This window comes from Halomonas sp. 328 (genome assembly GCF_015645095.1).
Lineage (GTDB): Bacteria > Pseudomonadota > Gammaproteobacteria > Pseudomonadales > Halomonadaceae > Bisbaumannia.
In genome coordinates this window covers 1-26,016 of sequence record NZ_JADOTW010000043.1, presented here as the reverse complement: position 1 = coordinate 26,016, position 26,016 = coordinate 1, and the positions used below count along the sequence as shown (strand labels likewise).

Annotated in this window: 23 protein-coding genes; 6 read left to right on the top strand and 17 right to left on the bottom strand. The window is 65.2% G+C overall.

The genetic code is table 11. From position 1 onward, the window contains the following. Window positions 1-159 precede the first annotated feature (159 nt). The 6 genes from prpD to IHD13_RS16785 all read right to left on the bottom strand — a co-directional run bounded on the left by prpD (window position 160) and on the right by IHD13_RS16785 (window position 8,628). Window positions 160-1,644, bottom strand: a complete 1,485-nt coding sequence (prpD, locus tag IHD13_RS16810) for a 2-methylcitrate dehydratase (protein ID WP_195862197.1) — start codon at window positions 1,642-1,644, stop codon at window positions 160-162. A 99-nt stretch (window positions 1,645-1,743) separates the two neighbouring features. After that, the gene (gene prpF, locus IHD13_RS16805) at window positions 1,744-2,937 is read right to left on the bottom strand and encodes a 2-methylaconitate cis-trans isomerase PrpF (protein WP_195862196.1); all 1,194 of its coding nucleotides are present in this window, start codon (window positions 2,935-2,937) and stop codon (window positions 1,744-1,746) included. After that, window positions 2,934-5,567, bottom strand: coding sequence for a Fe/S-dependent 2-methylisocitrate dehydratase AcnD (gene acnD / locus IHD13_RS16800; RefSeq protein WP_195862195.1), 2,634 nt, complete (start codon window positions 5,565-5,567; stop codon window positions 2,934-2,936). Before acnD ends, prpF begins: the two co-directional genes overlap by 4 nt. A 111-nt stretch (window positions 5,568-5,678) precedes the next feature. After that, window positions 5,679-6,803 carry a bifunctional 2-methylcitrate synthase/citrate synthase gene (gene prpC, locus IHD13_RS16795; RefSeq protein ID WP_195862194.1) on the bottom strand — a complete coding sequence of 375 codons (1,125 nt, stop codon included), beginning with the start codon at window positions 6,801-6,803 and terminating at the stop codon, window positions 5,679-5,681. A gap of 195 nt (window positions 6,804-6,998) precedes the next feature. Next, window positions 6,999-7,889 carry a methylisocitrate lyase gene (gene prpB / locus IHD13_RS16790; protein ID WP_195862193.1) on the bottom strand — a complete coding sequence of 297 codons (891 nt, stop codon included), beginning with the start codon at window positions 7,887-7,889 and terminating at the stop codon, window positions 6,999-7,001. A 16-nt stretch (window positions 7,890-7,905) separates the two neighbouring features. After that, window positions 7,906-8,628 (bottom strand): GntR family transcriptional regulator, encoded by a 723-nt coding sequence (locus IHD13_RS16785; protein ID WP_195862192.1) that lies wholly within the window; start codon window positions 8,626-8,628, stop codon window positions 7,906-7,908. Between the two features lie 259 nt (window positions 8,629-8,887). Between IHD13_RS16785 and pabB the strand changes: the two genes are divergently transcribed. Together pabB and IHD13_RS16775 are read left to right on the top strand one after the other, a co-directional pair. Further along, window positions 8,888-10,246, top strand: a complete 1,359-nt coding sequence (gene pabB / locus IHD13_RS16780) for an aminodeoxychorismate synthase component I (RefSeq protein ID WP_195862191.1) — start codon at window positions 8,888-8,890, stop codon at window positions 10,244-10,246. Window positions 10,247-10,395: 149 nt separating this feature from the next. Then, window positions 10,396-11,124, top strand: coding sequence for a phosphoadenylyl-sulfate reductase (locus IHD13_RS16775; RefSeq protein ID WP_195862190.1), 729 nt, complete (start codon window positions 10,396-10,398; stop codon window positions 11,122-11,124). A gap of 79 nt (window positions 11,125-11,203) precedes the next feature. Here IHD13_RS16775 and cysB read toward each other — a convergent pair whose 3' ends face one another. Beyond that, window positions 11,204-12,172, bottom strand: coding sequence for an HTH-type transcriptional regulator CysB (cysB, locus tag IHD13_RS16770; RefSeq protein WP_195862189.1), 969 nt, complete (start codon window positions 12,170-12,172; stop codon window positions 11,204-11,206). Window positions 12,173-12,424: 252 nt separating this feature from the next. Here cysB and trxA point away from each other — a divergent pair, with 252 nt between their 5' ends. Then, on the top strand, window positions 12,425-12,748 hold the full coding sequence (gene trxA / locus IHD13_RS16765) for a thioredoxin (protein WP_195862188.1): 324 nt from the start codon (window positions 12,425-12,427) through the stop codon (window positions 12,746-12,748). A gap of 71 nt (window positions 12,749-12,819) precedes the next feature. Here trxA and IHD13_RS16760 read toward each other — a convergent pair whose 3' ends face one another. Beyond that, window positions 12,820-13,902 (bottom strand): AI-2E family transporter, encoded by a 1,083-nt coding sequence (locus IHD13_RS16760; protein WP_195862187.1) that lies wholly within the window; start codon window positions 13,900-13,902, stop codon window positions 12,820-12,822. Between the two features lie 161 nt (window positions 13,903-14,063). On the opposite strand from IHD13_RS16760, the gene IHD13_RS16755 reads away from it, so the two are divergent. Next, window positions 14,064-14,825, top strand: a complete 762-nt coding sequence (locus tag IHD13_RS16755; protein WP_195862186.1) for an SIMPL domain-containing protein — start codon at window positions 14,064-14,066, stop codon at window positions 14,823-14,825. Window positions 14,826-14,942: 117 nt separating this feature from the next. Here the strand turns inward: IHD13_RS16755 and serS are convergent, their stop codons facing one another. Continuing rightward, window positions 14,943-16,220, bottom strand: a complete 1,278-nt coding sequence (gene serS / locus IHD13_RS16750; protein ID WP_195862185.1) for a serine--tRNA ligase — start codon at window positions 16,218-16,220, stop codon at window positions 14,943-14,945. 292 nt (window positions 16,221-16,512) lie between these two features. Between serS and ydiJ the strand changes: the two genes are divergently transcribed. Together ydiJ and IHD13_RS16740 are read left to right on the top strand one after the other, a co-directional pair. After that, window positions 16,513-19,704 (top strand): D-2-hydroxyglutarate dehydrogenase YdiJ, encoded by a 3,192-nt coding sequence (gene ydiJ, locus IHD13_RS16745; RefSeq protein ID WP_195862184.1) that lies wholly within the window; start codon window positions 16,513-16,515, stop codon window positions 19,702-19,704. Window positions 19,705-19,945: 241 nt separating this feature from the next. Beyond that, window positions 19,946-20,146: a DUF2905 domain-containing protein gene (locus tag IHD13_RS16740; protein ID WP_195862183.1), complete on the top strand. Its 201-nt coding sequence runs from the start codon at window positions 19,946-19,948 to the stop codon at window positions 20,144-20,146. Here IHD13_RS16740 and IHD13_RS16735 read toward each other — a convergent pair. From IHD13_RS16735 to IHD13_RS16700, 8 genes are all read right to left on the bottom strand, one after another. Next, window positions 20,136-20,621, bottom strand: a complete 486-nt coding sequence (locus IHD13_RS16735) for a hypothetical protein (protein WP_195862182.1) — start codon at window positions 20,619-20,621, stop codon at window positions 20,136-20,138. The genes IHD13_RS16740 and IHD13_RS16735 overlap by 11 nt on opposite strands. An 84-nt stretch (window positions 20,622-20,705) precedes the next feature. Continuing rightward, on the bottom strand, window positions 20,706-21,137 hold the full coding sequence (locus tag IHD13_RS16730) for a hypothetical protein (protein ID WP_195862181.1): 432 nt from the start codon (window positions 21,135-21,137) through the stop codon (window positions 20,706-20,708). A gap of 222 nt (window positions 21,138-21,359) precedes the next feature. Then, window positions 21,360-21,710, bottom strand: coding sequence for a DUF1622 domain-containing protein (locus IHD13_RS16725; RefSeq protein ID WP_195862180.1), 351 nt, complete (start codon window positions 21,708-21,710; stop codon window positions 21,360-21,362). A 181-nt stretch (window positions 21,711-21,891) separates the two neighbouring features. Further along, entirely contained in the window at window positions 21,892-22,320 is a 429-nt protein-coding gene (locus IHD13_RS16720; protein WP_195862179.1) for an N-acetyltransferase, read from the bottom strand. Window positions 22,321-22,459: 139 nt separating this feature from the next. Then, window positions 22,460-22,966, bottom strand: a complete 507-nt coding sequence (locus IHD13_RS16715; protein ID WP_195862178.1) for a hypothetical protein — start codon at window positions 22,964-22,966, stop codon at window positions 22,460-22,462. A 101-nt stretch (window positions 22,967-23,067) separates the two neighbouring features. After that, a complete protein-coding gene (locus IHD13_RS16710) occupies window positions 23,068-24,297 on the bottom strand; it encodes an alpha/beta hydrolase (protein WP_195862177.1) in 1,230 nt (409 codons plus the stop codon). 286 nt (window positions 24,298-24,583) lie between these two features. After that, window positions 24,584-25,177, bottom strand: a complete 594-nt coding sequence (locus IHD13_RS16705) for an HNH endonuclease (protein ID WP_230086389.1) — start codon at window positions 25,175-25,177, stop codon at window positions 24,584-24,586. A 202-nt stretch (window positions 25,178-25,379) separates the two neighbouring features. Next, the gene (locus IHD13_RS16700) at window positions 25,380-25,874 is read right to left on the bottom strand and encodes an AAA family ATPase (RefSeq protein WP_195862175.1); all 495 of its coding nucleotides are present in this window, start codon (window positions 25,872-25,874) and stop codon (window positions 25,380-25,382) included. Window positions 25,875-26,016: the final 142 nt, after the last annotated feature.

Sequence of the window (26,016 nt, the reverse complement as noted above, 5' to 3'; positions counted from 1 at the left end):
GAAACAAGCACTTTTGCCACTCATTGCCGCCGGTGACGATGGCCGTCGCTGGCAGCGGATGCGTACTTTACGGATTTCTCCGGGGCCCTGCAAGCCCCTATCCATAAAAATATAGAACAGCCTGGCGATGTGGGCCATGACGCACATCAAGTTCCGCCATCAGATCATCCACAGATCCATGAACCGCGAGACCGGCATGGCCTCCAGTTGCTCCTGATCCCGGCAAAGGGCCATCAGTCGCTCGCAGCGACTGGGCGGGAAGCGCGTGGCCAGATGGCGCCGGAACTTGGTCTCCAGGAGCGGCACGCCCTCGGCCCGACGCCGACGATGGCCAATGGGATACTCCACGGCTACCGGCTCGGTGGCGGAACCATCGGTGAAGAACACCTGAACGGCATTGGCGATGGAGCGCTTGTCGGGATCCAGGTAATCACGGCTATAGCGGGGCTCCTCCACCACTTCCATGCGCTCGCGTAGCCGGTCGATCAGCGGATGGTGAGCATGGAAGGCATCCTCGTAGTGCTCGGCGGCGAGCTCGCCGAAGATCAGCGGCACCGCCACCATATATTGCAGGCAGTGATCCCGATCGGCGGCATTGGCCAGGGGCCCCGACTTGGAGATGATGCGAATCGCCGACTCCTGGGTACTGATGACGATGCGCTCGATTGCCTCGAGGCGATCCTTCACCTGAGGGTGGAGTGCCACCGCCGCCTCACAGGCGGTCTGGGCGTGGAACTCCGCCGGGAAGCTGAGCTTGAAGAGGACGTTCTCCATCACATGGCTGGTGAACGCCCGGGGCAGGGAAAAGCGGCGCGCGCCTTCGGGCTTGAGGGCCTGATCCCGGTTGGTCTTGCTGAACAGGACGTCATAGAAGCCCCACTGGGGCGCACTGAGTACCCCCGGGATGCCCATCTCGCCACGCCGGGCGATATCCGCCAGGCGCACGCCCCGGGCGCTGGCATCCCCCGCCGCCCAGCTCTTGCGAGAGCCGGCATTGGGCGCATGGCGGTAGGTACGCAGGCTCTGGCCATCCACCCAGGCGTGGGACAGCGCCGCAAGCAGTTGTTCGCGATCGGCGCCCATCAGCCGGGCCGCCACCGCCGTGGAGGCCACCTTGACCAGCACCACATGATCGAGGCCGACCCGGTTGAAGGCATTCTCCAGCGCCAATATCCCCTGGATCTCGTGGGCACGGATCATGGCATCGAGGACATCGCGCATGACCAGCGGCGCCTCACCCTGGACCAGTCGCCGCTGGGTGCAGTGATCCGCCACTGCCAGGATGGCCCCCAGGTTGTCGGAGGGGTGCCCCCACTCCGCCGCCAGCCAGGTGTCGTTGTAATCGAGCCAGCGCACCAGGCAGCCGATATCCCAGGCCGCCTTGACCGGATCGAGGCGCAGGCTGGTGCCCGGTACCCGCGCCCCCTGAGGCACCAGGGTGCCCTCCACCAGCGGGCCCAGGTGCTTGGTGCACTCCGGGAAGCGCAGCGCCAGCAGGGCGCAGCCCAGGCTATCCATCAGGCAGTGGCGAGCGGTCTCCCAGGCCAGTTCGCTATCGATCCGGTAATCCAGCACATAGTCGGCGATGCGCTGCAGCTCCGGGTCGTAGTCCGGGCGCACATTGGCCTCGACGGTGGTCGTCATGTCCCCCCTCCCCTGATTCGCTGCCCTGCCCTCACTATAGGCAACGCCCCGGTCGATGACCGGGGCGCAGGGGTGATGCTAGCGAGGAACACACGGGGCTTAGAGGGTATCCGCGGGCACCCGCACCCATCCCTCCATCAGCACTCGGGCGCTGCGGCTCATCACCGCCTGATCGATCACCCAGCGGCCGTCCACCAGGCTCGCCGCGGCACCCACCCGCAGGGTGCCCGAGGGGTGCCCGAAGGTGACGGCGTTGCGCTTGCCACCGCCGGCGGCCAGGTTGACCAGGGTGCCCTCGATGGCCGCCGCCGAGGCGATGGCCACCGCGGCGGTGCCCATCATGGCATGGTGCAGCTTGCCCATGGAGAGGGCCCGCACCAGCAGGTCGATCTCCCCGGCCTCGACCGCCTTGCCGCTGGAGGCGGTATAGCTCGCCGGGGGCGCCAAGAAGGCCACCTTGGGGGTGTGCTGGCGGGAGGCCGCCTCGGCCAGATCCTGGATCAGGCCCATCTTCAGCGCGCCGTGGGCGCGAATGGTCTCGAAGCGCGCCAGCGCCTCGACGTCATTATTGATCGCCTCCTGCAGCTCGGTACCGGTGTAGCCGAGTTCGGCGGCATTGACGAAGACGGTGGGAATGCCGGCGTTGATCAGCGTCGCCTTGAGCGTACCCACGCCCGGCACCGCCAGGTCGTCCACTAGGTTGCCGGTGGGGAAGATGACGCCCTCGCCATCGGCCGGGTCCTTGAAGGCCACCGGCACCTCGGCCGCCGGGAAGGTGACGCCGTCGAGCTCGAAGTCGCCGGTCTCCTGTACCTCGCCGTCGGTGATGGGCACCTGGCAGACGATGGTCTTGCCGATATTGACCTGCCAGATGCGCACCTCCACCACGCCGTTGTCGGGCACGCGTGCCGGGTCCACCAGGCCGTTGGCCACGGCGAAAGGGCCCACGGCGGCGGAGAGGTTGCCGCAGTTGCCGCTCCAGTCGACGAAGGCACGGTCGATGGCCACCTGCCCGAAGAGGTAGTCCACGTCGTGATCGGGGCTTTCGCTCTTCGACAGGATCACCGTCTTGCTGGTACTGGAGGTGGCCCCGCCCATGCCGTCGATCTGCTTGCCATAGGGATCGGGACTGCCGATCACCCGCAGCAGCAGGCGATCCCGGGCCTCCCCGGGCACCCGGGCGGCTTCCGGCAGGTCATCGAGCCGGAAGAAGACGCCCTTGCTGGTGCCACCACGTAGATAGGTGGCGGGAATACGGACCTGTGCCCCCGGTGTCCGAGCTGCCTGGCTCATGCGCCGACCTCCTCACGCCCTGCCCCTTCCAGGAAGTCCTTGGCGAAGCGTTGCAGCACGCCACCGGCGGAGTAGACGGTGACCTCTTCCGCGGTATCCAGGCGGCAGATTACCGGCACTCGGTCGACTTCACCGGTCTGGCGGTGAATCACCAGCTCGAGCCTGGCGCGGGGCGACGGCGTGCCCTCCACGTCATAGGTCTCGGTGCCGTCGAGCTGCAGGGTGTGGCGAGTGGTGCCCTCCTCGAACTGCAGCGGCATCACGCCCATGCCGATCAGGTTGGTGCGGTGGATGCGCTCGAAGCCCTCGGCAACGATCGCCTCGACCCCGGCGAGCGCCACGCCCTTGGCCGCCCAGTCCCGGGACGAGCCCTGGCCGTAGTCGGCGCCGGCGATGATGATCAGCGGCTGGCGGCGATTCATGTAGGTCTCGATGGCCTCCCACATGCGCATCACCTCGCCTTCCGGCTCGACCCGCGCCAGCGAGCCCTGCACCACCTCGCCTTTCTCGTCGCGCACCATCTCGTTGAAGAGCTTGGGGTTGGCGAGCGTCGCCCGCTGGGCGGTGAGGTGGTCGCCGCGATGAGTGGCGTAGGAGTTGAAGTCCTCCTCCGGCAGGCCCATTTTGTGCAGGTACTCCCCCGCCGCGCTGTCCATCATGATGGCGTTCGACGGCGACAGGTGGTCGGTGGTGATGTTGTCCGGCAGGATCGCCAGGGGCCGCATGCCCTTGAGCTCGCGGGCGGCGGCCATGGTGCCCTCCCAGTAGGGCGGCCGACGAATGTAGGTGCTCTGGGGGCGCCAGTCGTAGAGCGGGCTCTCGGCCTTCTCGAAGGCGTCCAGGTCGAACATCGGGATGTAGACCTGCTTGAACTGCTCCGGCTTGACGAACTCGCCGACGATGGCGTCGATCTCCTCGTCGGAGGGCCAGAGGTCCTTGAGGGTCACCGGGTTGCCGTCCTTGTCGGTGCCGAGCACGTCCTTCTCGATATCGAAGCGCACGGTACCGGCGATGGCGTAGGCCACCACCAGCGCCGGCGAGGCCAGGAAGGCCTGCTTGGCGTAGGGGTGGATGCGGCCGTCGAAGTTGCGGTTGCCGGAGAGCACCGCGGTGGCGTAGAGGTCCCGATCGATGATCTCCTGCTGGATCGTCGGGTCCAGCGCCCCGGACATGCCGTTGCAGGTGGTGCAGGCGTAGGCGACGATACCGAAGCCGAGCTTCTCCAGCTCAGGCAAGAGCCCCGCTTCCTCCAGATACAGCCGCGCGACCTTGGACCCCGGCGCGAATGACGACTTCACCCAGGGCTTGCGGACCAGGCCCAGCTCGTTGGCCTTCTTGGCCAGCAGGCCCGCCCCCACCACGTTGCGCGGGTTGGAGGTGTTGGTGCAGCTGGTGATGGCGGCGATGATCACCGCGCCATCGGGCATCCTGCCTGCCTTCTCATCCGCCTGGGCCTTGTCGCTGTCCTGGTAAGCGCCCACGGCGATGCCGCGCTCGACCAGGGCACTGGTGGGCAGGCGGCGATGGGGGTTGGAGGGACCCGCCAGGTTGCGCTCGACGCTGGACAGGTCGAAGGTCAGCACCCGTTCGTACTGGGCGCCGGTCAGGCTGTCGGCCCACAGGCCGGTCTCTTTGGCGTACTTCTCCACCAGCTCGACCTGCTCCGGCTCGCGGCCGGTGAGCGTCAAATAGTCGAGGGTCTGGTCGTCGATATAGAACATCGCCGCGGTGGCGCCGTACTCCGGCGTCATATTGGAGATGGTGGCACGGTCGCCGATGGTGAGGCTCTTGGCCCCCTCACCGAAGAACTCGAGATAGGCCCCCACCACGCGCTCCTGGCGCAGGAACTCGGTGATCGCCAGGACGATATCGGTGGCGGTGATACCGGGCTTGGGCTTGCCGGTCAGCTCCACGCCGACGATATCGGGCAGGCGCATCATGGAGGGACGGCCCAGCATCACGGTCTCGGCCTCCAGGCCGCCGACGCCGATGGCGATCACCCCCAGGCAGTCGATATGCGGGGTGTGGCTATCGGTCCCCACGCAGGTATCGGGGAAGGCGACACCATCCCGCGCCTGCACCACCGGCGACATCTTCTCCAGGTTGATCTGGTGCATGATGCCGTTGCCGGCGGGGATGACGTCGACGTTCTCGAAGGCGGTCTTGGTCCACTCGATAAAGTGGAAGCGGTCCTCGTTGCGACGATCCTCGATGGCGCGGTTCTTGTCGAAGGCGTCCGGCTCGAAGCCGGCGTGTTCCACGGCGAGCGAGTGGTCGACGATCAGTTGGGTCGGCACCACCGGGTTGACCTTGGCCGGGTCGCCGCCCTGCTCGGCGATGGCGTCGCGCAGGCCGGCCAGGTCGACCAGCGCCGTCTGGCCGAGGATGTCATGGCACACCACCCGCGCCGGATACCAGGGAAAGTCCAGGTCGCGGCGGCGCTCGATCAACTGCTTGAGGGACTCGGTGAGTTCCTCGGGGGCGCAGCGACGCACCAGCTGTTCGGCCAGCACCCGGGACGTGTAGGGAAGGGTGTCATAGGCGCCGGGGCGAATCGCCTCGACGGCGGCGCGCGCGTCGAAGTAGTCCAGCTCGGTGCCGGGAAGTGGCTTGCGGTATTCGGTATTCATGGTCAGGCATCCTGGGGCGTCAGAAGCGTGGGGCGGCAGGGAACGGCGGGAGGGAGAGGTGGCCCGGGTGGCACCGATACGCTCGGCATCACACCCGGGCCCGACGCTGAATCAGTCGCGCTCCTCCAGCGGCACCCACTCGCTCTTCTCGGGCCCGACGTAGTCGGCGCTGGGACGAATGATGCGGTTATTCTCGCGCTGCTCGAAGACATGCGCCGCCCAGCCGGTCACCCGCGAGCAGACGAAGATCGGGGTGAACAGCTTGGTGGGAATGTCCATGAAGTGATAGGCGCTGGCGTGGAAGAAGTCGGCATTGCAGAACAGCTTCTTCTCGCGCCACATCACCGCCTCGACCCGTTCGGAAACCGGGTAGAGCACCGTGTCGCCCACGTCCTCGGCGAGCTTCTTCGACCACTGCTTGATGATGGCGTTGCGCGGGTCGGACTCGCGATAGATGGCGTGGCCGAAGCCCATGATCTTCTCTTTACGCTCGAGCATGCCGAGGATCTCGCGCTCGGCCTCGTCGGCAGACTGCCAGTGCTCGATCATCGCCATGGCCGCCTCGTTGGCACCGCCATGCAGCGGGCCGCGCAGGGAGCCAATGGCCCCGGTCACGCAGGAGTGCAGGTCGGAGAGGGTCGAGGCGCAGACCCGGGCGGTGAAGGTCGAGGCGTTGAACTCATGCTCGGCGTAGAGGATCAGCGAGACGTTCATCACCCGAGCATGCAGCTCGGAGGCGGGCTCGCCGCGCAGCAGGTGCAGGAAGTGACCACCCACGGAGTCGTCATCGGTCTCGGTGTCGATGCGCACGCCTTCATGGCTGAAGCGGTACCAGTAACAGATGATCGAAGGCAACACCGCCAGCAGGCGGTCGGCCACGTCCTGCTGCTGATCGAAGCTCTCCTCGGTCTCCAGGTTGCCGAGCATGGAGGCGCCGGTGCGCATCACGTCCATGGGATGGGCATCCTTGGGGATCTGCTCGAGCACGGTCTTCAGCGCATCGGGCAGGCCACGCAGCCCCTTGAGCTTGGTGAGGTAGGCATCCAGCTCGGCCTGGTTGGGCAGCTTGCCCTTGAGCAGCAGGTAGGCGACCTCCTCGAACTTGGCCTTCTCGGCCAGTTCATGAATGTCATAGCCGCGATAGGTGAGGCCGGCGCCGCTCTTGCCGACCGTGCAGAGCGCGGTGGAACCGGCGCTCTGGCCACGCAGGCCGGTGCTGACGGGTTGATCTGCCATGGGGTTTTCTCCTTAAGACTGACGTGTTCTTTGGGAAACACTGCATAAATGTCTGCGCGGGCGAATCACTGCGTTGCGCGCTGCTCGACATCCTCACCTAGTACCGCATAGGCTCCGGTGTCTGCGCTGCGGGCGCCTTGTGCTTCATCCCGCTCGCCAATTTATTCAGCGCCCCCTTTGTGATAACCCGACGCCTCAGGCGTCGCCGCCCTTCTCGGCGAAGAGGGCATCCAGCTTCTGCTCGAAGGCGTGGTAGTTGAGAAAGTCGTAGAGCTCCTCGCGGGTCTGCATCAGCTCCACCACGTCGCGCTGGTGACCGGTGGCGAGGATGCTCTGGTAGACCTTCAGCGCCGCCGCGTTCATGGCCCGGAAGGCGGAGAGCGGGTAGAGCACCATCCGGCAGCCCACCTCGGCGAGCTCCTGCTGGCTGAACAGCGGCGTGGCGCCGAACTCGGTGATATTGGCCAGGATCGGCGCATCGACCCGCTCGCAGAAGGCCCGGTAGTCGTCCAGGGTGTGCACCGCCTCGGCGAAGATGGCATCGGCCCCCGCCTCGATGCAGGCCTGGGAGCGCTCGATGGCGGCGTCCAGGCCGTCCTTCTGGAAGGCGTCGGTGCGGGCGATCAGGAAGAAGTCCGGATCGAGGCGCGCATCGGCGGCGGCCTTGACCCGGTCGACCATCTCGGCCTGGGAGACGATCGCCTTGTTGGGCCGGTGGCCGCAGCGCTTCTGGGCCACCTGGTCCTCCAGGTGCACCGCCGCCACGCCGGCGCGCTGCATCTCCTTCACGGTACGGGCGATATTGAAGGCACCGCCCCAACCGGTATCGATATCCACCAGCAGCGGCAGGTCGGTGGCGCCGCAGATGCGATGGGCGTCCTCCACCACGTCGTTCATGGTAGTCATGCCCAGGTCCGGCAGGCCGAAGGAGGCGTTGGCCACCCCGCCCCCGGAGAGGTAGATGGCCTGGTGACCGACCCGCTCGGCCATCATGGCGGTATAGGCATTGATGGTGCCGACGATGGGCAGCGGACGATGGGCCTCGAGGGCGGCGCGGAAACGGGCACCGGGGGTCGGTCGGGTCATGGTGGGTTCTCCTGGGTTATCGGGCCGCCGGCTCGGAGGTGTCGACCTCCTCTGCCAGGGTGGCGGCATAGCGTTCGGCGACATTGGCCCGCGAGGCGCTGACATGGCGGCGCATCAGCAGCTCGGCGAGCTCCGCATCGCCGGCCTCGATGGCGTCGACGATGCGATGGTGCTCGACGAAGGCGCGTTGGGGGCGCGACCCGCTGGCACTGAACTGGGTGCGGTAGAGGCGCACCAGGTAATAGAGGTCGTCACACAGCAGCGTCATCAACATCTTGTTGTGGCTGCCCAGCACGATCCGATAGTGGAAGTCGAGGTCCCCTTCGCGCTGGTAATAGGCCTCGCCGCGCTTCAGGTCGCCCTGGCGCTCGTGCACCGCCAAGACCTCGCGCAGGCCGGCGATCTCCTCGGCGGTCATGTGCTCGGCGGCGAGCCGCGCGGCCATGCTCTCCAGGGCCTCGCGCACATCGAACAGCTCGAGCAGCTCCTTCATGGAGAGCTTGACCACCCGGGCCCCCACATGGGGCACCCGCTCGATCAGCCGATGGACCTCCAGGCGACGCATCGCCTCGCGCAGCGGACCGCGGGAGATGCCATAGGCCTTGGAGAGGCCCGGCTCGGTGATCTTGCTGCCCGGGGCCAGCTCGCCGCGAACGATGGCCTCCTGCAACTGCTGGAAGACCCGTTCGGCGAGGGTACGAACCTCGGGGGCGGTGCTTTCGGGTATCGGGGTCGTCATGATTAATTGTCGACAATAATGGGTTGAGAGAACTGTAGCCAGCGATTCCCTGGCGGTCAACCGCCGGAACCAAGTGAGGTTATACACCTTTTGGTGTAGGCGCGCAGCGAGGAATCGCCGCCAGTGTCGACAATCACTCCCCTTGTCCCCCGTCGTCGCGCTCCCGTTGAGGGGGCGTCCGTGGGGGTGGCGCAAGGGAGTGCGACAAACGCCCGACGGGCCCCTAGAATGGTGCGCCTGTTGAGGAAAAGCGCCGCGCATGAGACCACGACTGCAACTCCACCCGATGCCCTACCGGCCCGACCCACTGGGCTATTTCGCCGCCCTGCGACGCCGCCCCGGTGCCGTGCTGCTGGACAGTGGCCGCCCCGCCGCCCCCGGCGGACGCTACGACATTCTCTCCAGCGACCCCCTGGCCACCCTGACCGTGGCCCCCGGTGGCACGCTGCAGTGCGATGCTGACCTGGCCCTGCCCGAATCGCCCTTCGCCGCCCAGCAGGCGCTGCTGGAATCCCTCGAGGTGGAGGCACCAGAGAGCGACCTGCCCTTCCTGGGCGGGCTGATCGGCTACTGGAGCTATGACCTGGGGCGCTGCCTGGAGCGCCAGGGCGAGGCGGCCCGGGACGCGGTGAACCTGCCCTGGAGCCGGGTGGGCCTCTATGACTGGGCGCTGATCCTCGACCACCAGGCCGAGACCTGCACCCTGGTGGCCAGCGAGGCACGTCGCGCCCAGGTGCTCGGCTGGCTGGCGGCGCCGGCGCTCGACGCCAAGCCCTTCCGCATCAGCGCGCCCTTCGAGGCGGAGCTGGATCGCGACGGCTATGGCGTGCGCTTTCGCGCCGTCCAGGAGTACATCCATGCCGGCGACTGCTACCAGATCAACCTGGCCCAGCGCTTCAGCGCCCCCTACGAGGGCGACCTCTGGGGCGCCTACCGGCGCCTGCGCAACGCCACCCCCACGCCCTTCGCCGGCTACCTGGCCTGGGACGGCGCGGACGGCCCCCAGGGCGTGCTGTCGCTATCGCCGGAGCGCTTTATCCAGGCCGAGCATGGCCGGGTGGAGACCCGCCCCATCAAGGGCACCCGCCCTCGGGGCGATAATACCGAGGCGGATGCCGCCCTGGCCGAGGACCTCCAGCAGAGCGACAAGGACCGCGCCGAGAACGTGATGATCGTCGACCTGCTGCGCAACGACCTGGGCCGCGTCTGCCGGCCGGGGAGCGTGCGGGTGCCCCAGCTGTGCGGCCTGGAGAGCTATGCCAATGTGCATCACCTGGTCAGCGTGGTGACCGGCGAGCTGGACGAAGGCGCCTCGCCCCTGGACCTGCTGGCCGCGGCCTTCCCCGGCGGCTCCATCACCGGCGCCCCCAAGGTGCGCGCCATGCAGATCATCGACGAGCTGGAGCCGAGCCGGCGCAGCCTCTACTGCGGCAGCCTCGGCTACGTGGACCAGCGTGGCCACATGGACACCTCCATCGCCATTCGCACGGCGGTGGCGGATCGGGGCCGGCTGCACCTATGGGGCGGCGGCGGCCTGGTGGCCGACTCCGACGAAGAGGCGGAGTATCGAGAGACCCTGGACAAGATTCGGCATCTCATGCAGGCCCTGGAGGCCTGAACGCCGAACGACGGCGGAGCACCCCATAAAGTGGTTATAAGAATGTGTCTCAACAAGCCCTTTGGGATATAAGCAACGAACCAATCAATATTGGGTCCCGCCAGGAGGGGTTTGCTAGGGTAGCGCCATCGCCAACAACGGAGGCCGGGATGTCATCCTTCAATCCCTCCCAGTTCGTCCTGGAACATGATCAGGACACCCCCAAGAACATTCTCAAGGCCGCCTACGAGGCCTTCGGTGAGCTGACGATCTCCTTCTCCGGCGCCGAGGACGTGATACTGATCGACCTGGCCCTCAAGGTGGCCCCCAAGGAGAAGGTCAAGGTCTTCTCCCTGGACACCGGGCGCCTGCATGCCGAGACCTACGCCTTTATCGAGCGGGTCCGCGAGCACTACGGCATCGAGATCGACGTACGCTTCCCCGATGCCGAGGCGGTCCAGGCCCTGGTCCGGGAGAAGGGGCTGTTCAGCTTCTACCGGGACGGTCACCAGGAGTGCTGCGGCATCCGCAAGGTGGCGCCGCTACGCGCCCGCCTCAAGGGCCTGCCCGTCTGGGTCACCGGCCAGCGCCGCGACCAGAGCCCGGGTACCCGCAATAGCGTACAGATCGCCGAGTGGGACAGCGCCTTCGGCAGCGACGCCGCGCCCCTGGCCAAGTTCAACCCCCTGGCCCACTGGACCAGCGAGGAGGTGTGGACCTATATCCGCATGTTCGACGTGCCCTACAACCCGCTCCATGAGCGCGGCTTCGTCAGCATCGGCTGCGAGCCCTGCACCCGCCCCACCCTGCCCCACCAGCACGAGCGGGAAGGCCGCTGGTGGTGGGAGGACCAGGGCGGCAAGGAGTGCGGCCTGCACAGCACCAACCTGAGCCGCTGAACCAGCGCCCCAAACGCCGAAGGCGCCGCAATCGCGGCGCCTTCGGCGTTTCAGGGGAGTCAAAGGGCGAGGCCCACCCCTAGCGTACCGGCAAGTCGATGCCCTCGAACAGCGCCTGTTCGTGACGCGGCCCGGCAGCCAGGGCGGCATCCACCAGGTCACGCCCGAGGTGCTCGGCGAAGCCCTGCACGAAGTCGTACATATAGCCGCGCATAAAGGTGCCGCGACGGATACCGATCTTGGTGGTGGAGCTCTCGAAGAGATGCCCCGCCTCCAGGGCCACCAGGTCGCTGTCGGCCTCCGGGTCCACCGCCATATGGGCGACGATCCCCACCCCCAGGCCCAGGCGCACATAGGTCTTGATCACGTCGGCATCGGCGGCGGTCAGCACCACATTGGGGGTCAACCCCTCGGCGCGGAAGGCGTCATCCAGCTGGGAGCGGCCGGTGAAGCCGAACACATAGGTCACCAGGGGGTGTTCGGCCAGGCGCTCCAGGGTCAGCTCGCCCTGGGCCAGGGGGTGATCCTGGGGCACCAGCACGCAGCGATTCCAGCGGTAACAGGGCAACAGCACCAGGTCGTTGAACAGCTCCAGGGACTCGGTACAGATGGCGAAGTCCGCCTGTCCCTCGCTGACCATCTGGGCAATCTGCTTGGGGGTGCCCTGCTGCATGTGCAGGGCCACCTCGGGATACTTGCGTGTGAAGTCGCGAATCACCGGCGGCAGCGCATAGCGGGCCTGGGTATGGGTGGTGGCGATGGAGAGGTTGCCGCGCCGCTCGTCGCTGTGCTCCTGGGCCACCTGCTTGATGTTGTCGGCGGTGCGCAGCACCTGGCCGGCCAGCTCGATGATCGCCGCGCCGGCCGGGGTCACCCGGGTCAGGTGCTTGCCGCTGCGGGCGAAGATCTCCACCCCCAGCTCGTCCTCCAGCAGGCGGATCTGCTTGGAGATGCCGGGCTGCGAGGTGAAGAGGCTCTGGGCCGTGGCCGACACATTCAGGTTGTGGCGATTGACTTCCCAGATATAGCGCAGCTGTTGTAGCTTCATGCGAGTTTCCCACTCCTGGTGACTCTGCGGCCGAGGCGCCTGTAACGCACGATGGAATAACGGCCTAGCCTGGTGATTACTTTATAGCATATAAATAGGCCCGCGTGATCCCTCGCCGACCCGCGAAAATAGTAGCTGGCTATCGACTCCTTCGGTCGCTTATATTTGCCAGCGGTCGGGTCGGCGGATACCATCGTGCGACTATGCTGGTACAAGCCCGCTCGACACAGCGCCAAGCAACTGGAGATTCACATGGCTAACAACATCGATGTCACCAACGCCAACTTCGAGCAGGAGGTCCTCAAGGCCGACAAGCCGGTCCTGCTCAAGTTCTGGGCGCCCTGGTGCGGGCCCTGCAAGATGATGGCCCCGGTGGTTGATGAAGTCGCCGAAGAACGCACCGACAACCTCAAGGTGGTCAGCGTGAATGTCGACGACGCCCCCGAAATCGCCGCGGAACATGGCGTGCGCGGTGTCCCCACCGTGATGCTGTTCAAGTCTGGAGCCAAGGTCGCTTCCCTGGTGGGCGCCCAGTCCAAGTCCCAGCTCGCGCAGTTTATCGAGCAGAACGCCTGACGCGCCCCTTACCCCGGTAACGGCGCGCAAGGCAACACGCCCCGGCTTCGGCCGGGGCGTGTCGTTTCAGCCTACTCCTTGGCCTTGCCGAACCGTTCCTGACGCGCCGGTGGCGTCCCCGGCCCCAGCAGCCGCGCGATCCAGCGGGTATCCGGGTGGCTCTCCAGGGCGATCTTCAGGGTCATGGTCAGCAGCACCGAGAGCAGCAGCCCCACGGTCCCCAGGATCCAGCCCCACACCACCAGCGACAGGAAGGTGACGAAGGTGGAGAGCCCCAGGGCCCGCCCCATCACCCGCGGCTCCACCAGGTTGCCCATCACCACATTGATCACCAGGTAGCCACAGCCCAGCACCAGGGCAGCGAAGAGGCCCCCGTCGCTCTGCAACAGCAGCAGCAGTACCGGGGGAATCGCCGCCAGCACCGAACCGATATTGGGAATGAAGTTGAGGCCGAAGGCCAGGGCCCCCCACAGCAGCGGAAAGCCCACCCCCATCAGCAGGCACAGCAGCCAGGCCAGCACCCCGGTGATCAGGCTGATCAGCGTCTTCACCGCCAGGTAGCGCTTGAGGGTCAGGCTGAACTCGCCGATCCGCTGCAGGCTGGGCGCCGGGTTGCGCAGCGCCAGGGAAAACTTGTCGCGCACATTGAGCGCTTCGAACAGCATAAAGACCACCAGCAGGGCCACCACCAGGCTCTTCATCAGCAGGTTGCCCAGCTCGCCCAGGAACCCCGGCAGCAGATGGGTGGCCTGGGAGGGGTCGAGCCACTGGCTCATCTGCTCGGGGCGAATCGAGATCCCCAGGCCGGCCACCCAGGTCAGCAACTCCAGGTAGTGGCCGCGGAACTGCTGCTCCAGTTCCGGCAGGGCCGCCACGAAGGTGCTCAGGCTGCTGACCAGCAGCAGGCCCAGCAGTACCAGGAAGACACCGATCACCCCCAGCACCAGCACCGCCGCCAGGCGCAGGCTCACCCCATAGCGATTCAGCCACTGCACCGGGGCCGTGCACACCACGGCGATAAACAGCGCCAGCAGCAGGGGCACCAGCAGATCCGCCCCGGCCTTCATGCCGGCGATGATCACCACCAGGGCCGCCAGTCCCAGCACCAGGTTGAGGGGAAGCATCCCCGTGGGTTCATCCGTGTCGTGTTGCATCGGCTCTCCTTGGTCGAGACAGGACAAATCAGGGTACGACGAGGGTAAATCGGCAAATGAGCAACTACCATGCAAGCAGGGCCCGGGCGGGAACCCCCTCCGCCCTGGCGGCTCAAAGCCCTGCTGATTATCCCCTATCCTAGCGCGCATGGAGGCCTTTGATGACCCGACGCACCCTGACCACTCCCCTGATCGGCCTCGGCCTGCTGGTCGGCGCCCTGCTCACCACCCCGGCCCTGGCCCAGGAACGCGCCGAGCGCCAGCTGCATGTGCAGGCCCAGGCGACCCTCGAGGTGGTGCCCGACAAGGCCACCCTCAGCGCCCGCCTCTGGGAGCGCACGCCCCTGATCGAGGTGGATGCCACCCCGGACCCCGCCGCCCTGAGCGAGGCCCGCGCCCGGCTGGAGGAACGCACCGGCGAGCTGATCCGCACCCTGGAGGCCGCCGGCCTGGACAGCGAGGCGATCAATGCCGGCTCCCTGCAGGTCCGCCCCGACCAGGTCTACTCCCAGCGCGACGGCGAGCGGGAGGTGCGCGTCCGCACCCAGCTCGAGCGCCCCATCCAGCTTAGCCTGAGCGACCTGGAGCAGGTGCCATTGATCCTCGACGCCCTGACCGAGGCCGGCGTGGACGCCCTGGACGGCATCCAGTACGACCTGGTGGACCGCGACGCCGCCACCGACCGCGCCCTGACCCAGGCCCTGGAGCGGGCCCGGCACAAGGCCGACCTGATGGCCGAGACCCTGGGCGTGGAACTCGCCGGCGTGCTGCGGGTGCAGGAGACCCAGGCGCCGGTCTTCATGCCGCGCATGATGGCCGCCCGCGCCGACATGGCCGAAAGCGCCGGCGCCGCGGCGGAGTACCGCCCCGGGCGCATCTCGATCGATGCCGGCGTCGATGTCACCTGGGAAATCGCGCCGTAAACGGCACGCGGGAAGCGACATCGCCGCCCAAACGACACCGCCTCCGAGGCAAGACCTCGGAGGCGGTTTTTTCTTCCCGCTTCAAGCGTATGGCTTAAAGCGCCCGGCGCAGCCGGGTCAGCCGTTGATCGTCTCGACCCCACCCATATAGCCGCGCAGGGCCTCGGGCACGGTGATGGAGCCATCGGCGTTCTGGTAGTTCTCCAGCACCGCCAGCAGGCAGCGCCCCACCGCCAGGCCGGAGCCGTTCAGGGTATGCAGCAGCTGCGGCTTCTTCTGCTCCGGGTGACGGAAGCGGGCCTGCATGCGCCGGGCCTGGAAGTCCTCGCAGTTGGAGACCGAGGAGATCTCCCGGTAGGTGTCCTGGCTGGGCAGCCACACCTCCAGGTCATAGGTCTTGGCGGCGCCGAAGCCCATATCGCCGGTACAGAGGGTGACGACGCGGTACGGCAGCTCCAGCGCCTGGAGAATCGCTTCGGCGTGGCCACGCATCTCCTCCAGCGCCTGGTAGCTGGTCTCCGGCGCCACCAGCTGCACCATCTCGACCTTGTCGAACTGGTGCTGGCGGATCATGCCGCGGGTGTCGCGGCCATGGGAACCCGCCTCGCTGCGGAAGCAGGGAGTATGGGCGGTGAGCTTCAGGGGCAGCGCCTTGAAGTCGAGGATCTCGTCCCGGGCGAAGTTGGTCAGCGGTACCTCGGCGGTGGGAATCAGGTGATAGCCCCGCTCATCGTCCAGGCGGAAGAGGTCTTCGCCGAACTTGGGCAACTGGCCGGTGCCATGCAGGGAGGCCTCGTTGACCATGTAGGGCACATAGCACTCCTCGTAGCCATGCTCCTGGGTCTGCTTGTCGAGCATGAACTGCGCCAGGGCGCGGTGCAGGCGGGCGATGGGGCCGCGCATCACCGCGAAGCGGGCGCCGGTCAGCTTGGCGGCCAGCTCGAAGTCCAGGTAGCCCAGCTTGGCGCCCAGGTCGACATGGTCCTTGACCTCGAAGTCGAACGCCCGCGGGGTGCCCCAACGGTGCAGCTCCACGTTGTCGTCCTCGTCGTCGCCCTGGGGCACGCTCTCGTGGGGCAGGTTGGGAATGCCGCTGACCAGGGCATCCCACTCCACCTGGGCCTCGGCCAGCTTGGCCTTGGCGGCATCGAGGCGCTCGCCCAGGTCGGAGACCTCGGCCAGCAGCGGGGCGATATCCTCACCCTGGGCCTTGGCCTGGCCGATGGACTTGGAGCGGGTGTTGCGCTCGTTCTGCAGCCGCTCGGTCTCGGTCTGCAGCTCACGACGCCGGGACTCCAGCGCCTCGAGTCGCTCGGTATCGAGGGTAAAGCCCCGCTTGGCCAGTCGTTGGGCGACCTCGGTCAGGTCGCCACGCAGCAGTTTCGGATCGAGCATGGAATCCAGTCCGTCACGTTAAGGAATAAGCAATCGAAATCAGCCGTCTATTGTAGGCAAAAGGCCGCCCCGGCACCACGCCCATGCCGCACGGCTCCCTCGCCCGCCCCACGCGGCGCCCTTCCTCACCGGCGCGCCCCCTCACCCCACCGGCATGGGCCATGCGGCCCCTGCCGGCCTGGCGCTGTGGATGCGCCAGGGGTCGCTCTCGGGTAAAGTAGACGCACGATTCTAAACCGCCCGGCCTGGCCCACAGGCGACGCGCGGCGACCCACGGCCTGATGACGACCCCATGATCGCGAGACTGGATACCGAGCGCCTCGACGCTCACTACCTGCGTTTTCTCGAGGCCCTCAAGGCCTCCGGCTTCGAGGGCGAGATCGCCCCGGACTTCGCCAACCGCACGGTGCTGGCCACCGACAACTCCATCTACCAGCGCCTGCCCCAGGCGGTGATCTACCCCAGGAACGCGGCAGACCTGGAGCGGCTCGCCCGCCTGGCCGGCGAGGCGGCCCACCGCCAGGTGGTGCTCACCCCCCGCGGCGGCGGCACCGGCACCAACGGCCAGTCGCTCACCGACGGCCTGGTGGTGGACGTCTCCAAGCACATGAACCGGATCCTCGAGATCGACGTGGAGAACCGCCGGGTGCGGGTCCAGGCCGGGGTGGTCAAGGACCAGCTCAACGCCGCCCTCAAGCCCCATGGCCTGTTCTTCGCCCCGGAACTCTCCACCTCCAACCGGGCCACCATCGGCGGCATGATCTCCACCGACGCCAGCGGCCAGGGCAGCTGCGAGTACGGCAAGACCCGCGACCATGTACTGGAGCTCGAGACCGTGCTGCTGGGCGGCGAACGCCTGCATAGCCGCCCCGTCGATGACGCCGAACTGGCCGCCCTGTGCCAGCGCGACGATGCCACCGGCCGCGCCTACCGTACCGCCCGGGAGATCATCGACACCCAGGGCGAACTGATTCGGGCCAAGTTCCCGCCGCTGAACCGCTGCCTGACCGGCTATGACCTGGCCCACCTGCGCGAGGCCGACGACCGGCTCAACCTCAACAGCCTGCTGTGCGGCTCCGAGGGGTCGCTGGGCTTCCTCGACGAGGCGGTACTCAACGTGCTGCCGATCCCCAAGCACTCGACCCTGGTCAATGTGCGCTACGCGGGCTTTATGGACGCCCTGCGCGACGCCAAGGCATTAATGGCAAGCGCGGCGAAACCCACCTCTATCGAGACGGTGGACGACAAGGTGCTGATGCTGGCCATGGAGGACTTCGTCTGGGATAGCGTGGCGGAGTTCTTCCCCGGCGGCGGCGAACCGGCCCCCGAGGCCGAGACGGATGCCGAGGTGGCGGTGTCGGCGCGCCCCGCGACCACCGCCGCCCCGGCCATTCGCGGCATCAACCTGGTGGAATTCAATGACGACGACCCGGCGCGCCTGGCCGAGCGGGTCGCGGCCTTCTGCCGCCACCTGGAAGCCGACGACAGCGTCCAGCGCCTGGGCTACACCCTGGCCGAGGGTCGCGCCGCCATCCAGCGGGTCTATGGCATGCGCAAGCGCGCCGTGGGCCTGCTGGGCAATGCCAAGGTCGATGAGAAGGGCGAGAAGCGCCCCATCCCCTTCGTCGAGGACACCGCGGTACCGCCGGAGCACCTGGCAGACTTCATCAGTGAGTTCCGCGACGCCCTCGACGCCCGTGGCCTGGCCTACGGCATGTTCGGCCATGTGGACGCCGGGGTGCTGCATGTGCGCCCGGCCATCGACATGAAGGACCCCGAGCAGGAGCGGCTGATCCGCGAGGTCTCCAACGAGGTGGCCGAGCTGACCCACAAGTACGGCGGCCTGCTGTGGGGCGAGCATGGCAAGGGCGTGCGCTCGGAGTACGCGCCGAAGTTCTTCGGCGAGCTCTACCCCAGCCTGCAGCGGGTCAAGGCCGCCTTCGACCCGCATAACCAGCTCAATCCGGGCAAGATCGCGACTCCCTTGGCCACGGGTGCCGCCGCTCGGGACGAGGCCGTCAAACTCGTCGATCCGGGCCTGCTAAGCATCGATGGGGTGACCACCCGCGGCCAGCTCGACCGCCAGATCGACGAGCGGGTCTGGCAGGCCCATGACGCCGCCGTCTACTGCAACGGCAACGGCGCCTGCTACAACTACGACCCCAATGACGCCATGTGCCCCTCCTGGAAGGGCACCCGCGAGCGGGTCCACTCCCCCAAGGGCCGGGCCAGCCTGATGCGCGAGTGGCTGCGTCGCCAGGGCCAGGCCGGGGTCGACGTGGTGAGCGAAGCCGAGCAAGGCCGCCAGGGCGGCTGGCTGGGCGCCGTGGCGCGCCTGCCCAAGCGCACCCTCAACACCCTGCGCCGGCGCCAGGAGGACGACTTCTCCCACGAGGTCTATGACGCCATGGCCGGCTGCCTGGCGTGCAAGTCCTGCGCCGGCCAGTGCCCCATCAAGGTCAATGTGCCGCAGTTCCGCAGCCAGTTCCTCGAGCTCTACCACGGCCGCTACCTGCGCCCGCTGCGCGACTACCTGATCGGCGGCCTGGAGTTTATGGTGCCGACCCTGTCGCGCATCGCCCCGCTCTACAACGCCGCTTTGGGCAACCGCCTGGTGGATCGCCTGCTGGCCGGGCCCATCGGCATGGTGGATAGCCCGCGGCTGTCCCGGGCCAACCTCAAGAAGCAACTAGGCGCCTGGGGCGTGGCCGAGGCCACGCCCACCTCGCTGGGCCTGCTCACCGAGGCCCAGAAGGCACGCAGCGTGATCATCGTCCAGGACGCCTTCACCAGCCACTTCGAGGCCAAACTGGTGATGGACATCGTCGAGCTGCTCTCGCGCCTCGATATCAAGGTATTCGTCGCCCCCTTCGCCCCCAACGGCAAGCCGCTCAATGTCCAGGGCTTCATGGGCGCCTTCCAGCGCACCGCCGAGAAGCAGGCCAAGCGGCTGCGCGTTCTGGCGGAGTTCGGCGTGCCCCTGGTGGGCATCGACCCGGCCATGACCCTCACCTACCGCCAGGAGTACGTGAAGGCGCTGGGCGAAGACGCCGTGCCCGAGGTGCTGATGCTCCAGGAGTGGCTGGTGGCGCGCGCCGCCAGCCTGGCGCCGGGTCACCGGCCCAACGCCGAGGCGATAAAAGACCCCGGCTACAAGCTGCTCTCCCACTGCACCGAGGCCACCAATGCCCCGGGCAGCCCCAAGGCCTGGCAACAGCTCTTCGCCGCCTTCGGCCTGGAGCTGGAGCTGGTCAACACCGGCTGCTGCGGCATGTCCGGCACCTACGGCCACGAGGCCCGCAACCTCGAAACCTCCAAGACCATCTACGGCCTCTCCTGGCAGGGGCTGGTGGAGGACGAGGCCAACCGGGGCCGGCTGCTGGCCACCGGCTACTCCTGCCGCAGCCAGGTCAAGCGCCTCTCCGACCAGCGCCTGCCGCACCCGCTGCAAGGGCTGCTCACGGTGCTGAAACAGCAAGGCTGACGCAAAAAATGGGCGCTTCGCAGATCAGCGTGAAGCCACGACTTGGGCAAGCTCCAGCTTGTTATTGTGGGAGCTGGCTTTAGCCGCGGTCCGACGTCTCGGCGATTGGCGCCGCCAGGCGCCTTGGTGCTTGCCAGGATCGCCCTGCGGCAATATCGCCCGAAGGGTGATCCTGACTAAAAGCTAAAGCAAAAATACCCCCGTCACCGGTATCGGTGACTGGGGCATCCAGGAGGCGAGCATGAACCGCACCCTGATCCTGATTGGACTCCTGATCGTCGCCATCGGCCTGCTCTGGCCCTGGCTCTCCAAGCTGCCTTTCGGCCAGCTCCCCGGCGATATCGCCATCCGCCGCGAGAATGTCTCCTTCTACTTCCCCCTCACCACCATGATCCTGGCGAGTCTGGTGCTCTCGGGGCTGCTCTGGCTACTCAATCGCTAAGCGATGAGTCGTCGGCGGCGAGCCGCTGGCCATCCCAACGGTAGAGGCGACGAACCGCCTCCTCCTCGTTGAGGGTACCTTTCACCAGCAGCTCGCGGCTCTGGGTGACGAAGCGCAGCATGGGCGCCTCCTGATGCAGGTCGCGGTGCACCGCGAAGCCCAGCGGCTGCCAAGCCTGGGTGGCCACATCATAGATGGCCCCGGACACGCAGCCGGTGCCGCACCCCAGGGTGACCAGCCGCGCCGAGCAAGCGAAGTTGGCGCCCTCCTCCCACTCATCGACCAGTGCCTGGGCCAGGGGATCATCCGCGTGCAGCAGGTGGGTAGGCGGCGCCTCGGGCCAGGGCTCGTCCCACTGGCAGGCACCGCTGGCATGAGCCGGCAGGGTCGACAGCAGCAGCAGGCCAAGGCCTGCGGCCAACTGGCCCGGGCGGAGCCGCCATCCACGCCCTGAGTTATCACTGGGAAGTGGCATCTTGCCTCCGAGGGTATGGGGTAATACGCAAACGGCCCCAAGGCAGGCATGCCTCGGGGCCGTGGGGATCACCACTGGAGTGGGTCAGTCCTGGCGCTCCACGGTGAAAACGCTCTGCAACTTGCGCTTCTTGCCGTAGATATGCACCGTGGTTTCGTCGAAGGGGAAGCGCTCCAGGTAGGGGCTCTTGGCATTGAAGCGCGGCTTGTGGGCGTTGATCATGGCTGCCGCCAGGCGACCGCGGTTGGCGTGACCGCACAGCCCCACCGCATACCAGATCTCCTCGCCGGGCTGAGGAAAGGCGAGCCACTTCTCCCGTTGCTCGTCGTGCTCCAGCCCCCAGCGGGCGCTACGATGCTCGCCCACATAGAGGAGCTCCTGTACCTCCATCTCCTCGCTCTCCGGGTCGCGGGCGGCACGGAAGACACAGTAAATGCCCGACTCGTCCGGGGCGTCGTGAACATTGGCCTCGGTCCAGTAGCCCAGCAGCTTGGGCGACAGCAGCGGATCTAGCATCGTCTTCACCTCCTAGCCTTTTCCTTAGCCTAGCCAAAGCGGGCCGGCGTATCCTGACACGAATCAACGTTTTCCAGGATCAGGATACGACCTTGGTTGGCCGCGGCTCACTTCCTCGAACTCGTTTCCTCTCGTTCGCCAAGCAGGATCGGCCCGGCTTCGGCCCCATGGGACCCACCGATACGGGAAGCCCTTATTAAAGGCATGGCCCAGGCCATCAGGCTACTTCCCGCCTCTCCAGGGCCATCGTCCAGTCAGCTCGACTTCCAGGGTAAAACTCAGGAAGGTGCGAATGAGCACCACCATGGCCAACACCCCGATGGACTCGAAGGTCAAGTCGACAGCCACCGTGTAAATGATGTCTGCTGCAATGAGGAACTCCAGCCCAAGCAAGATCCCCCGCCCCAGGGATTGACGAAGCTCTTGAAAGATGACGTTCTTATCGTCCTTCTGGGCGAGCCGTATCAGGGCATCAAACAGGGAATAGAGCGCAATCAGGGTAATGAGGCCGATTCCAATCGCCTCGATAATGGCTGCGCACCAAGCGGCCAACGGCGTTATAAAGTCATTCATAGCCCTCCCCCATCGACAACGACGCGCACGGCTGAAAAAGGCAGGAGGAGCCGCAATGGAGCGGCCGTCGCTTCGCGTGTTTTGAGTACCGACTCACCCCCTCGAAGCTAAGGCCCACCTCCCCTCCCGAAGACCTGGCAAACGCCTTCGCCGGCAGCGAGGCGACATCCACGCCACCTGGTTACCGGTTTTGCCACGTCATCACCAGCTCCGGCTGCCCGGCGTTGGCGTCGACCTGCTCGCGGTGAATGACGAAACCATGCTTCTGATAGAAGGCGACGCTGGGCCGATTCGCCTTATAGACAGTCAACATCAAGTCGTCGCGCCGCTGCTTGGCGTCTTCGATCAGGGCGGCACCGATCCCCCTGCCCTGGTGCTCCGGTGACACGAAGATGGCGGCCAGGGTCGTCTCCACCAGGCAATAGAAGCCGCTGACCTGCCCCTGCGCCTCGAACACCCAGGTCTCCGCCGCGGGCAGGTAGACATCTCGCATGGCCTCGACCTGGGAGGCCCAGAAGGCCTCGGGCACGAAGTCGTGCGCCTGAATGGAGGCCGAGAGCCAGATCGCCAGGACCTGGTCAATATCGGTGTCTTGAAATGCGCGAATCACTCATTCCGTCCTTAGAAAATTGAAGGTTTAGGTTTTCCGCTGCCACCAACCGCAACCGGCTCGCCACCGCCGGGGTTACTGGCGTCCCAGCGCCCCAATGGCCGGGTAACTCTTCTAGAAAGACGATGATAGCCACCGGCTACCGGGAATTTCCGCACGCCCCATGCAAGCTCAAAATTGCCGTCTGAACGACTTGCGAACAGAGGGCTCGTTCACTCTCCACCAGGACGACTTCCTCTTCGTCCATCAGCGCATCTGTCAAGTACTGTGCGGCATGGGGCTCAACGGCATGGACCTTTTCGGCCAAGACCTCAGCCGGCAACTTCCATGCATGATCAATGGCGGGGCGTCGCACAGCCTTCGGCAGGGGCCTCAAGGCGAAGAACGCCTCAAGAATCACATGAAAGGCATATATCCCGACACCAGCGGCATCCTCCGGGAGCTCCAGAAGATGCTTGTATGCAAACTTCGTAAGAGTCTTCTGCTCTTTCTGATGCCTCTTCTGCATAGCCAGTATCTGCTCGGAACGCTTGGCACCAACCCTTTTCCACACATCACTCATCAGTGCATCGGATATATTCATCATCACTTCTCTAAGGAGCGTAACACCTCGATCACCCGCGCGAAGTACGAATGTCGGCTGCATCGGCCATGTTATCCTCTATGCATCGTAACAACAGCACCCTGCTTCACACACCGCTCGCTGCCCCCTTCCCCTCCCGGCACTATGCCGGCTGCCGGTGTTACTCAGTGACTGCTTTTGGGTGCCAGCCCGCTCTCGGCAAGGTAGCGCAAGGTGATGGATCTTCGAGCCTGGTTACCGAGTGAATTCGCCGCAATCTGGTTGTAGACGTGATTGGCAAACGGGATGCGCACAAGCTCCACGTCCACCCCCGCCTGTTGCGCATGCTCAGCGAAGCGGATCACGGACCAGGCCGGCACGAGACCATCCTTTTCTGGTGAAAGGATCAGTGTCGGCGGCGCGCGGTCATGAAGGTGGGTGAATGAGCTGACGGCACGCACGCGGTCTGGCAGGGCGTGAGGCGATCCGCCGAGATACCCGGTCACGAGCATGCGCGGCTCGAAGCCGCGAACCGGAAAACCATGCTCGTAAATCGCCAGAGGATCCACGGCCGGATACTGCACTACCACGGTGCTGGGAATGGGTACGTCGCCGCAGTCGCTCTGCACCTCACCGCGGGCGGCCACATAGGCGAGATTGATCGCCAGGTTGCCTCCGGCCGAATCGCCCAAAAAGGCGAGCCGATCGATGTCACCGCCGAGGCGGGCTGCGTTTGAATTAAGCCATGCGGCCCCACAGGCGACATCGGCCGGCGCCAGGTCCCATGTCGGAGCGCCTTCTGGAAACAGCCGGTAGTCGATGCTTACCACCAGCCAGCCCAGATCCGCGAACCATCTGAGATCGGCGTCGGTTTCCGTGACCGAGCCAGTCATGAAGCCACCCCCATGCACATACATGAGCACCGGCGCGGCACCCTGGGAGAGCGCCGGGCGGTAGATGGCCGCCTGCAAGGGGCGGCCGTCGATCGTGGCCACCGTCACCGTCTCGTCCGGCCCGCCGGCCGTCATTGACCGTAGGAAGAGGCTAGAAAGCAGATTGATGTTGCCTCCCGCCATGTTCGTGGCAGCCATGATCGTCCCGGTAATGAACCCCGATCCGATGCTGGCGCAACCGGCCAGCACGAGCGCCAGAACGGTGATTTTCCGTGGCCTGCGGCGGAACGCGTAGAGGCCCAGGCCGAGCGCGAGCAGGCTCAGCAGCACAAAGTGCGGACCTAGCGTGGTCCAGAGCGCGGACCCCAGCATGCCATGCAGGCTCTTGCTCGGATCGCGCAACGCGCCAATCACCAACACAAGTGGAATCGCCGCGAGCAACAAGGCTGTCACGACGACGACCGCACTCCTGCCCCCCCCAACGGCAGCGGGTTTGGTGAGCGAACGCTTGGTAACTGGCATCGTCAATTCACCGTGTGAGAATGAGGGCCGAAGAAAAGACTCACGAGGCTGTAGCAAAAGGCACGAACCTTTCAAAAACCTCGAATTAATCAAATTTTTCACTAATTTTCGTGCTCTCTCGTAAAATCCAGACCAGATCTCACCAGAAGCTCAACCAAGTTTCGCATACGAGCGCGACCATCTAAAGCACATGGAATTTTTCTACAGCCTCAACGCCGCGCTCTGCGGCAAATTTGGAGCGCAGCGGAAAATTTGTCCGACAGCAGCGCCTTGTTATGTTCGTTGTTCATTGAATCTTCGCGCTCTTACTGAGGTTATGGCGAGCACATAGTAGCTGGACATTCTCGGCTTTCAGTGATGTCCCACCTTTCGAGTATGGGAGAATGTGATCAAAATGCAGCTCATCAGTTGCGCCGCACGTGACGCACTTACCACCATCGCGCGCCCAAACCTCCAATTTGACGCTAGTCGGAATAATGCGACTGCGCTCAGCGAAGCGACTTGAAACCTCCTCTGCCGCTGATTCATCAGAAACGCTTTCCACAGCCACCAGCTTGAACTTAAAAACATTCCTGACACCGTCATTCTCAGTCCACGAATCGACCAAGTGGAAAAATCCGTTGTCGGTCCAAATGCCGGCCTTAATCTTCTCGTAGACCTGAACAATGTCTGGCCCTTTTTCAGCCGCCTTGAAGCCTTGAGCGGCCTGATGGAATTTTCCATTCTCGGTAAGTGTGCCGCTAGCGAGTCGTTTAGGTTGGTCGAGGACCTTGGGGTCAGATATTCCTTTACGTTTTGGCTCGTCGTGACCTTCATAGATGAGGACTGCGCCGTCATCCTGCACTTCATCGCGATAAGGGGAATTGGGACGTACTGACATAAGGATAACTGAATGATGGCCCTTCAGCCTAAAATTCATGCCTCGCTGAAGGCTTGTGCCTTCTTTCTGGCACATCTCGAGGTACGAAATTACATTTCCTCTCAAACTTCAACTCCTGGTGAGAACATAACGCCCGCAGCATGCGCGGCTTTGGAATGGAGGCGAAGCCGCAATGGAAAAGCCGTCGCCGTGCCTGCGATTGTTATGCATTTTCCGCAATTACGGTTGTGTTGAACCCTTCATCAGCTGTGGGGGCAACAAAGTACTTTGTAACAAGCTCGAACATCTCTTCCGTATCAGTTGCCGCTCTCTGTGGCTGCTCTATCCGCCTTTTTGCGATTTGCCCCAAGCAAATCTCATTTGGCTGGTCGATGTAAATTAGCTCGTGTGGAGCCTGGATCTCAGAAAAAATGCTTTTAAACCACTCTCGTTGCGGAATTGTATTTGCGGGAAAGTCCATTACCACGTTAGTTCCTGCTGCCAAGATCGACTGGGCCAGCTTCTTCATTTGAGGCTTGAGCCGACCAGCATATTTTACGTAGTCTTCCAGTGTCTTAATGCTATCCGGATAAACTGACGCAAGCCACTCGTCTTCAGAAAGCAGCACGGCGTTTCGCTCATGGGAAACTTCAAGAGACTTTGTAGTTTTTCCTGCCCCCATTTTTCCACAGAAAAATGTCAATACTCCTTTATTCATTTCTTGCCTCGTATTGCATAACAGGTATTAGACGGCGCGCTCTATGATTGGATCAACGTGCCGGCCAGGGAAAACGCATGAAAAAACCTACACCGCGAGAATGTCCGCCAGATAGGCCTCATCCAGCGCGGCTTTCTTCTGC

Coding starts and splice junctions, on each gene's coding strand:
- acnD (WP_195862195.1), bottom strand. CDS start 5,567: ATGAATACCGAATACCGCAAGCCACTTCCCGGCACCGAGCTGGACTAC.
- IHD13_RS16785 (WP_195862192.1), bottom strand. CDS start 8,628: ATGACGACCCCGATACCCGAAAGCACCGCCCCCGAGGTTCGTACCCTC.
- cysB (WP_195862189.1), bottom strand. CDS start 12,172: ATGAAGCTACAACAGCTGCGCTATATCTGGGAAGTCAATCGCCACAAC.
- ydiJ (WP_195862184.1), top strand. CDS start 16,513: ATGATCGCGAGACTGGATACCGAGCGCCTCGACGCTCACTACCTGCGT.
- IHD13_RS16760 (WP_195862187.1), bottom strand. CDS start 13,902: ATGCAACACGACACGGATGAACCCACGGGGATGCTTCCCCTCAACCTG.
- prpF (WP_195862196.1), bottom strand. CDS start 2,937: ATGAGCCAGGCAGCTCGGACACCGGGGGCACAGGTCCGTATTCCCGCC.
- IHD13_RS16740 (WP_195862183.1), top strand. CDS start 19,946: ATGAACCGCACCCTGATCCTGATTGGACTCCTGATCGTCGCCATCGGC.
- IHD13_RS16705 (WP_230086389.1), bottom strand. CDS start 25,177: ATGTCAGTACGTCCCAATTCCCCTTATCGCGATGAAGTGCAGGATGAC.
- prpD (WP_195862197.1), bottom strand. CDS start 1,644: ATGACGACCACCGTCGAGGCCAATGTGCGCCCGGACTACGACCCGGAG.
- IHD13_RS16735 (WP_195862182.1), bottom strand. CDS start 20,621: ATGCCACTTCCCAGTGATAACTCAGGGCGTGGATGGCGGCTCCGCCCG.
- IHD13_RS16755 (WP_195862186.1), top strand. CDS start 14,064: ATGACCCGACGCACCCTGACCACTCCCCTGATCGGCCTCGGCCTGCTG.
- IHD13_RS16775 (WP_195862190.1), top strand. CDS start 10,396: ATGTCATCCTTCAATCCCTCCCAGTTCGTCCTGGAACATGATCAGGAC.
- prpB (WP_195862193.1), bottom strand. CDS start 7,889: ATGACCCGACCGACCCCCGGTGCCCGTTTCCGCGCCGCCCTCGAGGCC.
- IHD13_RS16725 (WP_195862180.1), bottom strand. CDS start 21,710: ATGAATGACTTTATAACGCCGTTGGCCGCTTGGTGCGCAGCCATTATC.
- IHD13_RS16715 (WP_195862178.1), bottom strand. CDS start 22,966: ATGCAGCCGACATTCGTACTTCGCGCGGGTGATCGAGGTGTTACGCTC.
- IHD13_RS16700 (WP_195862175.1), bottom strand. CDS start 25,874: ATGAATAAAGGAGTATTGACATTTTTCTGTGGAAAAATGGGGGCAGGA.
- serS (WP_195862185.1), bottom strand. CDS start 16,220: ATGCTCGATCCGAAACTGCTGCGTGGCGACCTGACCGAGGTCGCCCAA.
- trxA (WP_195862188.1), top strand. CDS start 12,425: ATGGCTAACAACATCGATGTCACCAACGCCAACTTCGAGCAGGAGGTC.
- prpC (WP_195862194.1), bottom strand. CDS start 6,803: ATGGCAGATCAACCCGTCAGCACCGGCCTGCGTGGCCAGAGCGCCGGT.
- IHD13_RS16710 (WP_195862177.1), bottom strand. CDS start 24,297: ATGCCAGTTACCAAGCGTTCGCTCACCAAACCCGCTGCCGTTGGGGGG.
- IHD13_RS16730 (WP_195862181.1), bottom strand. CDS start 21,137: ATGCTAGATCCGCTGCTGTCGCCCAAGCTGCTGGGCTACTGGACCGAG.
- pabB (WP_195862191.1), top strand. CDS start 8,888: ATGAGACCACGACTGCAACTCCACCCGATGCCCTACCGGCCCGACCCA.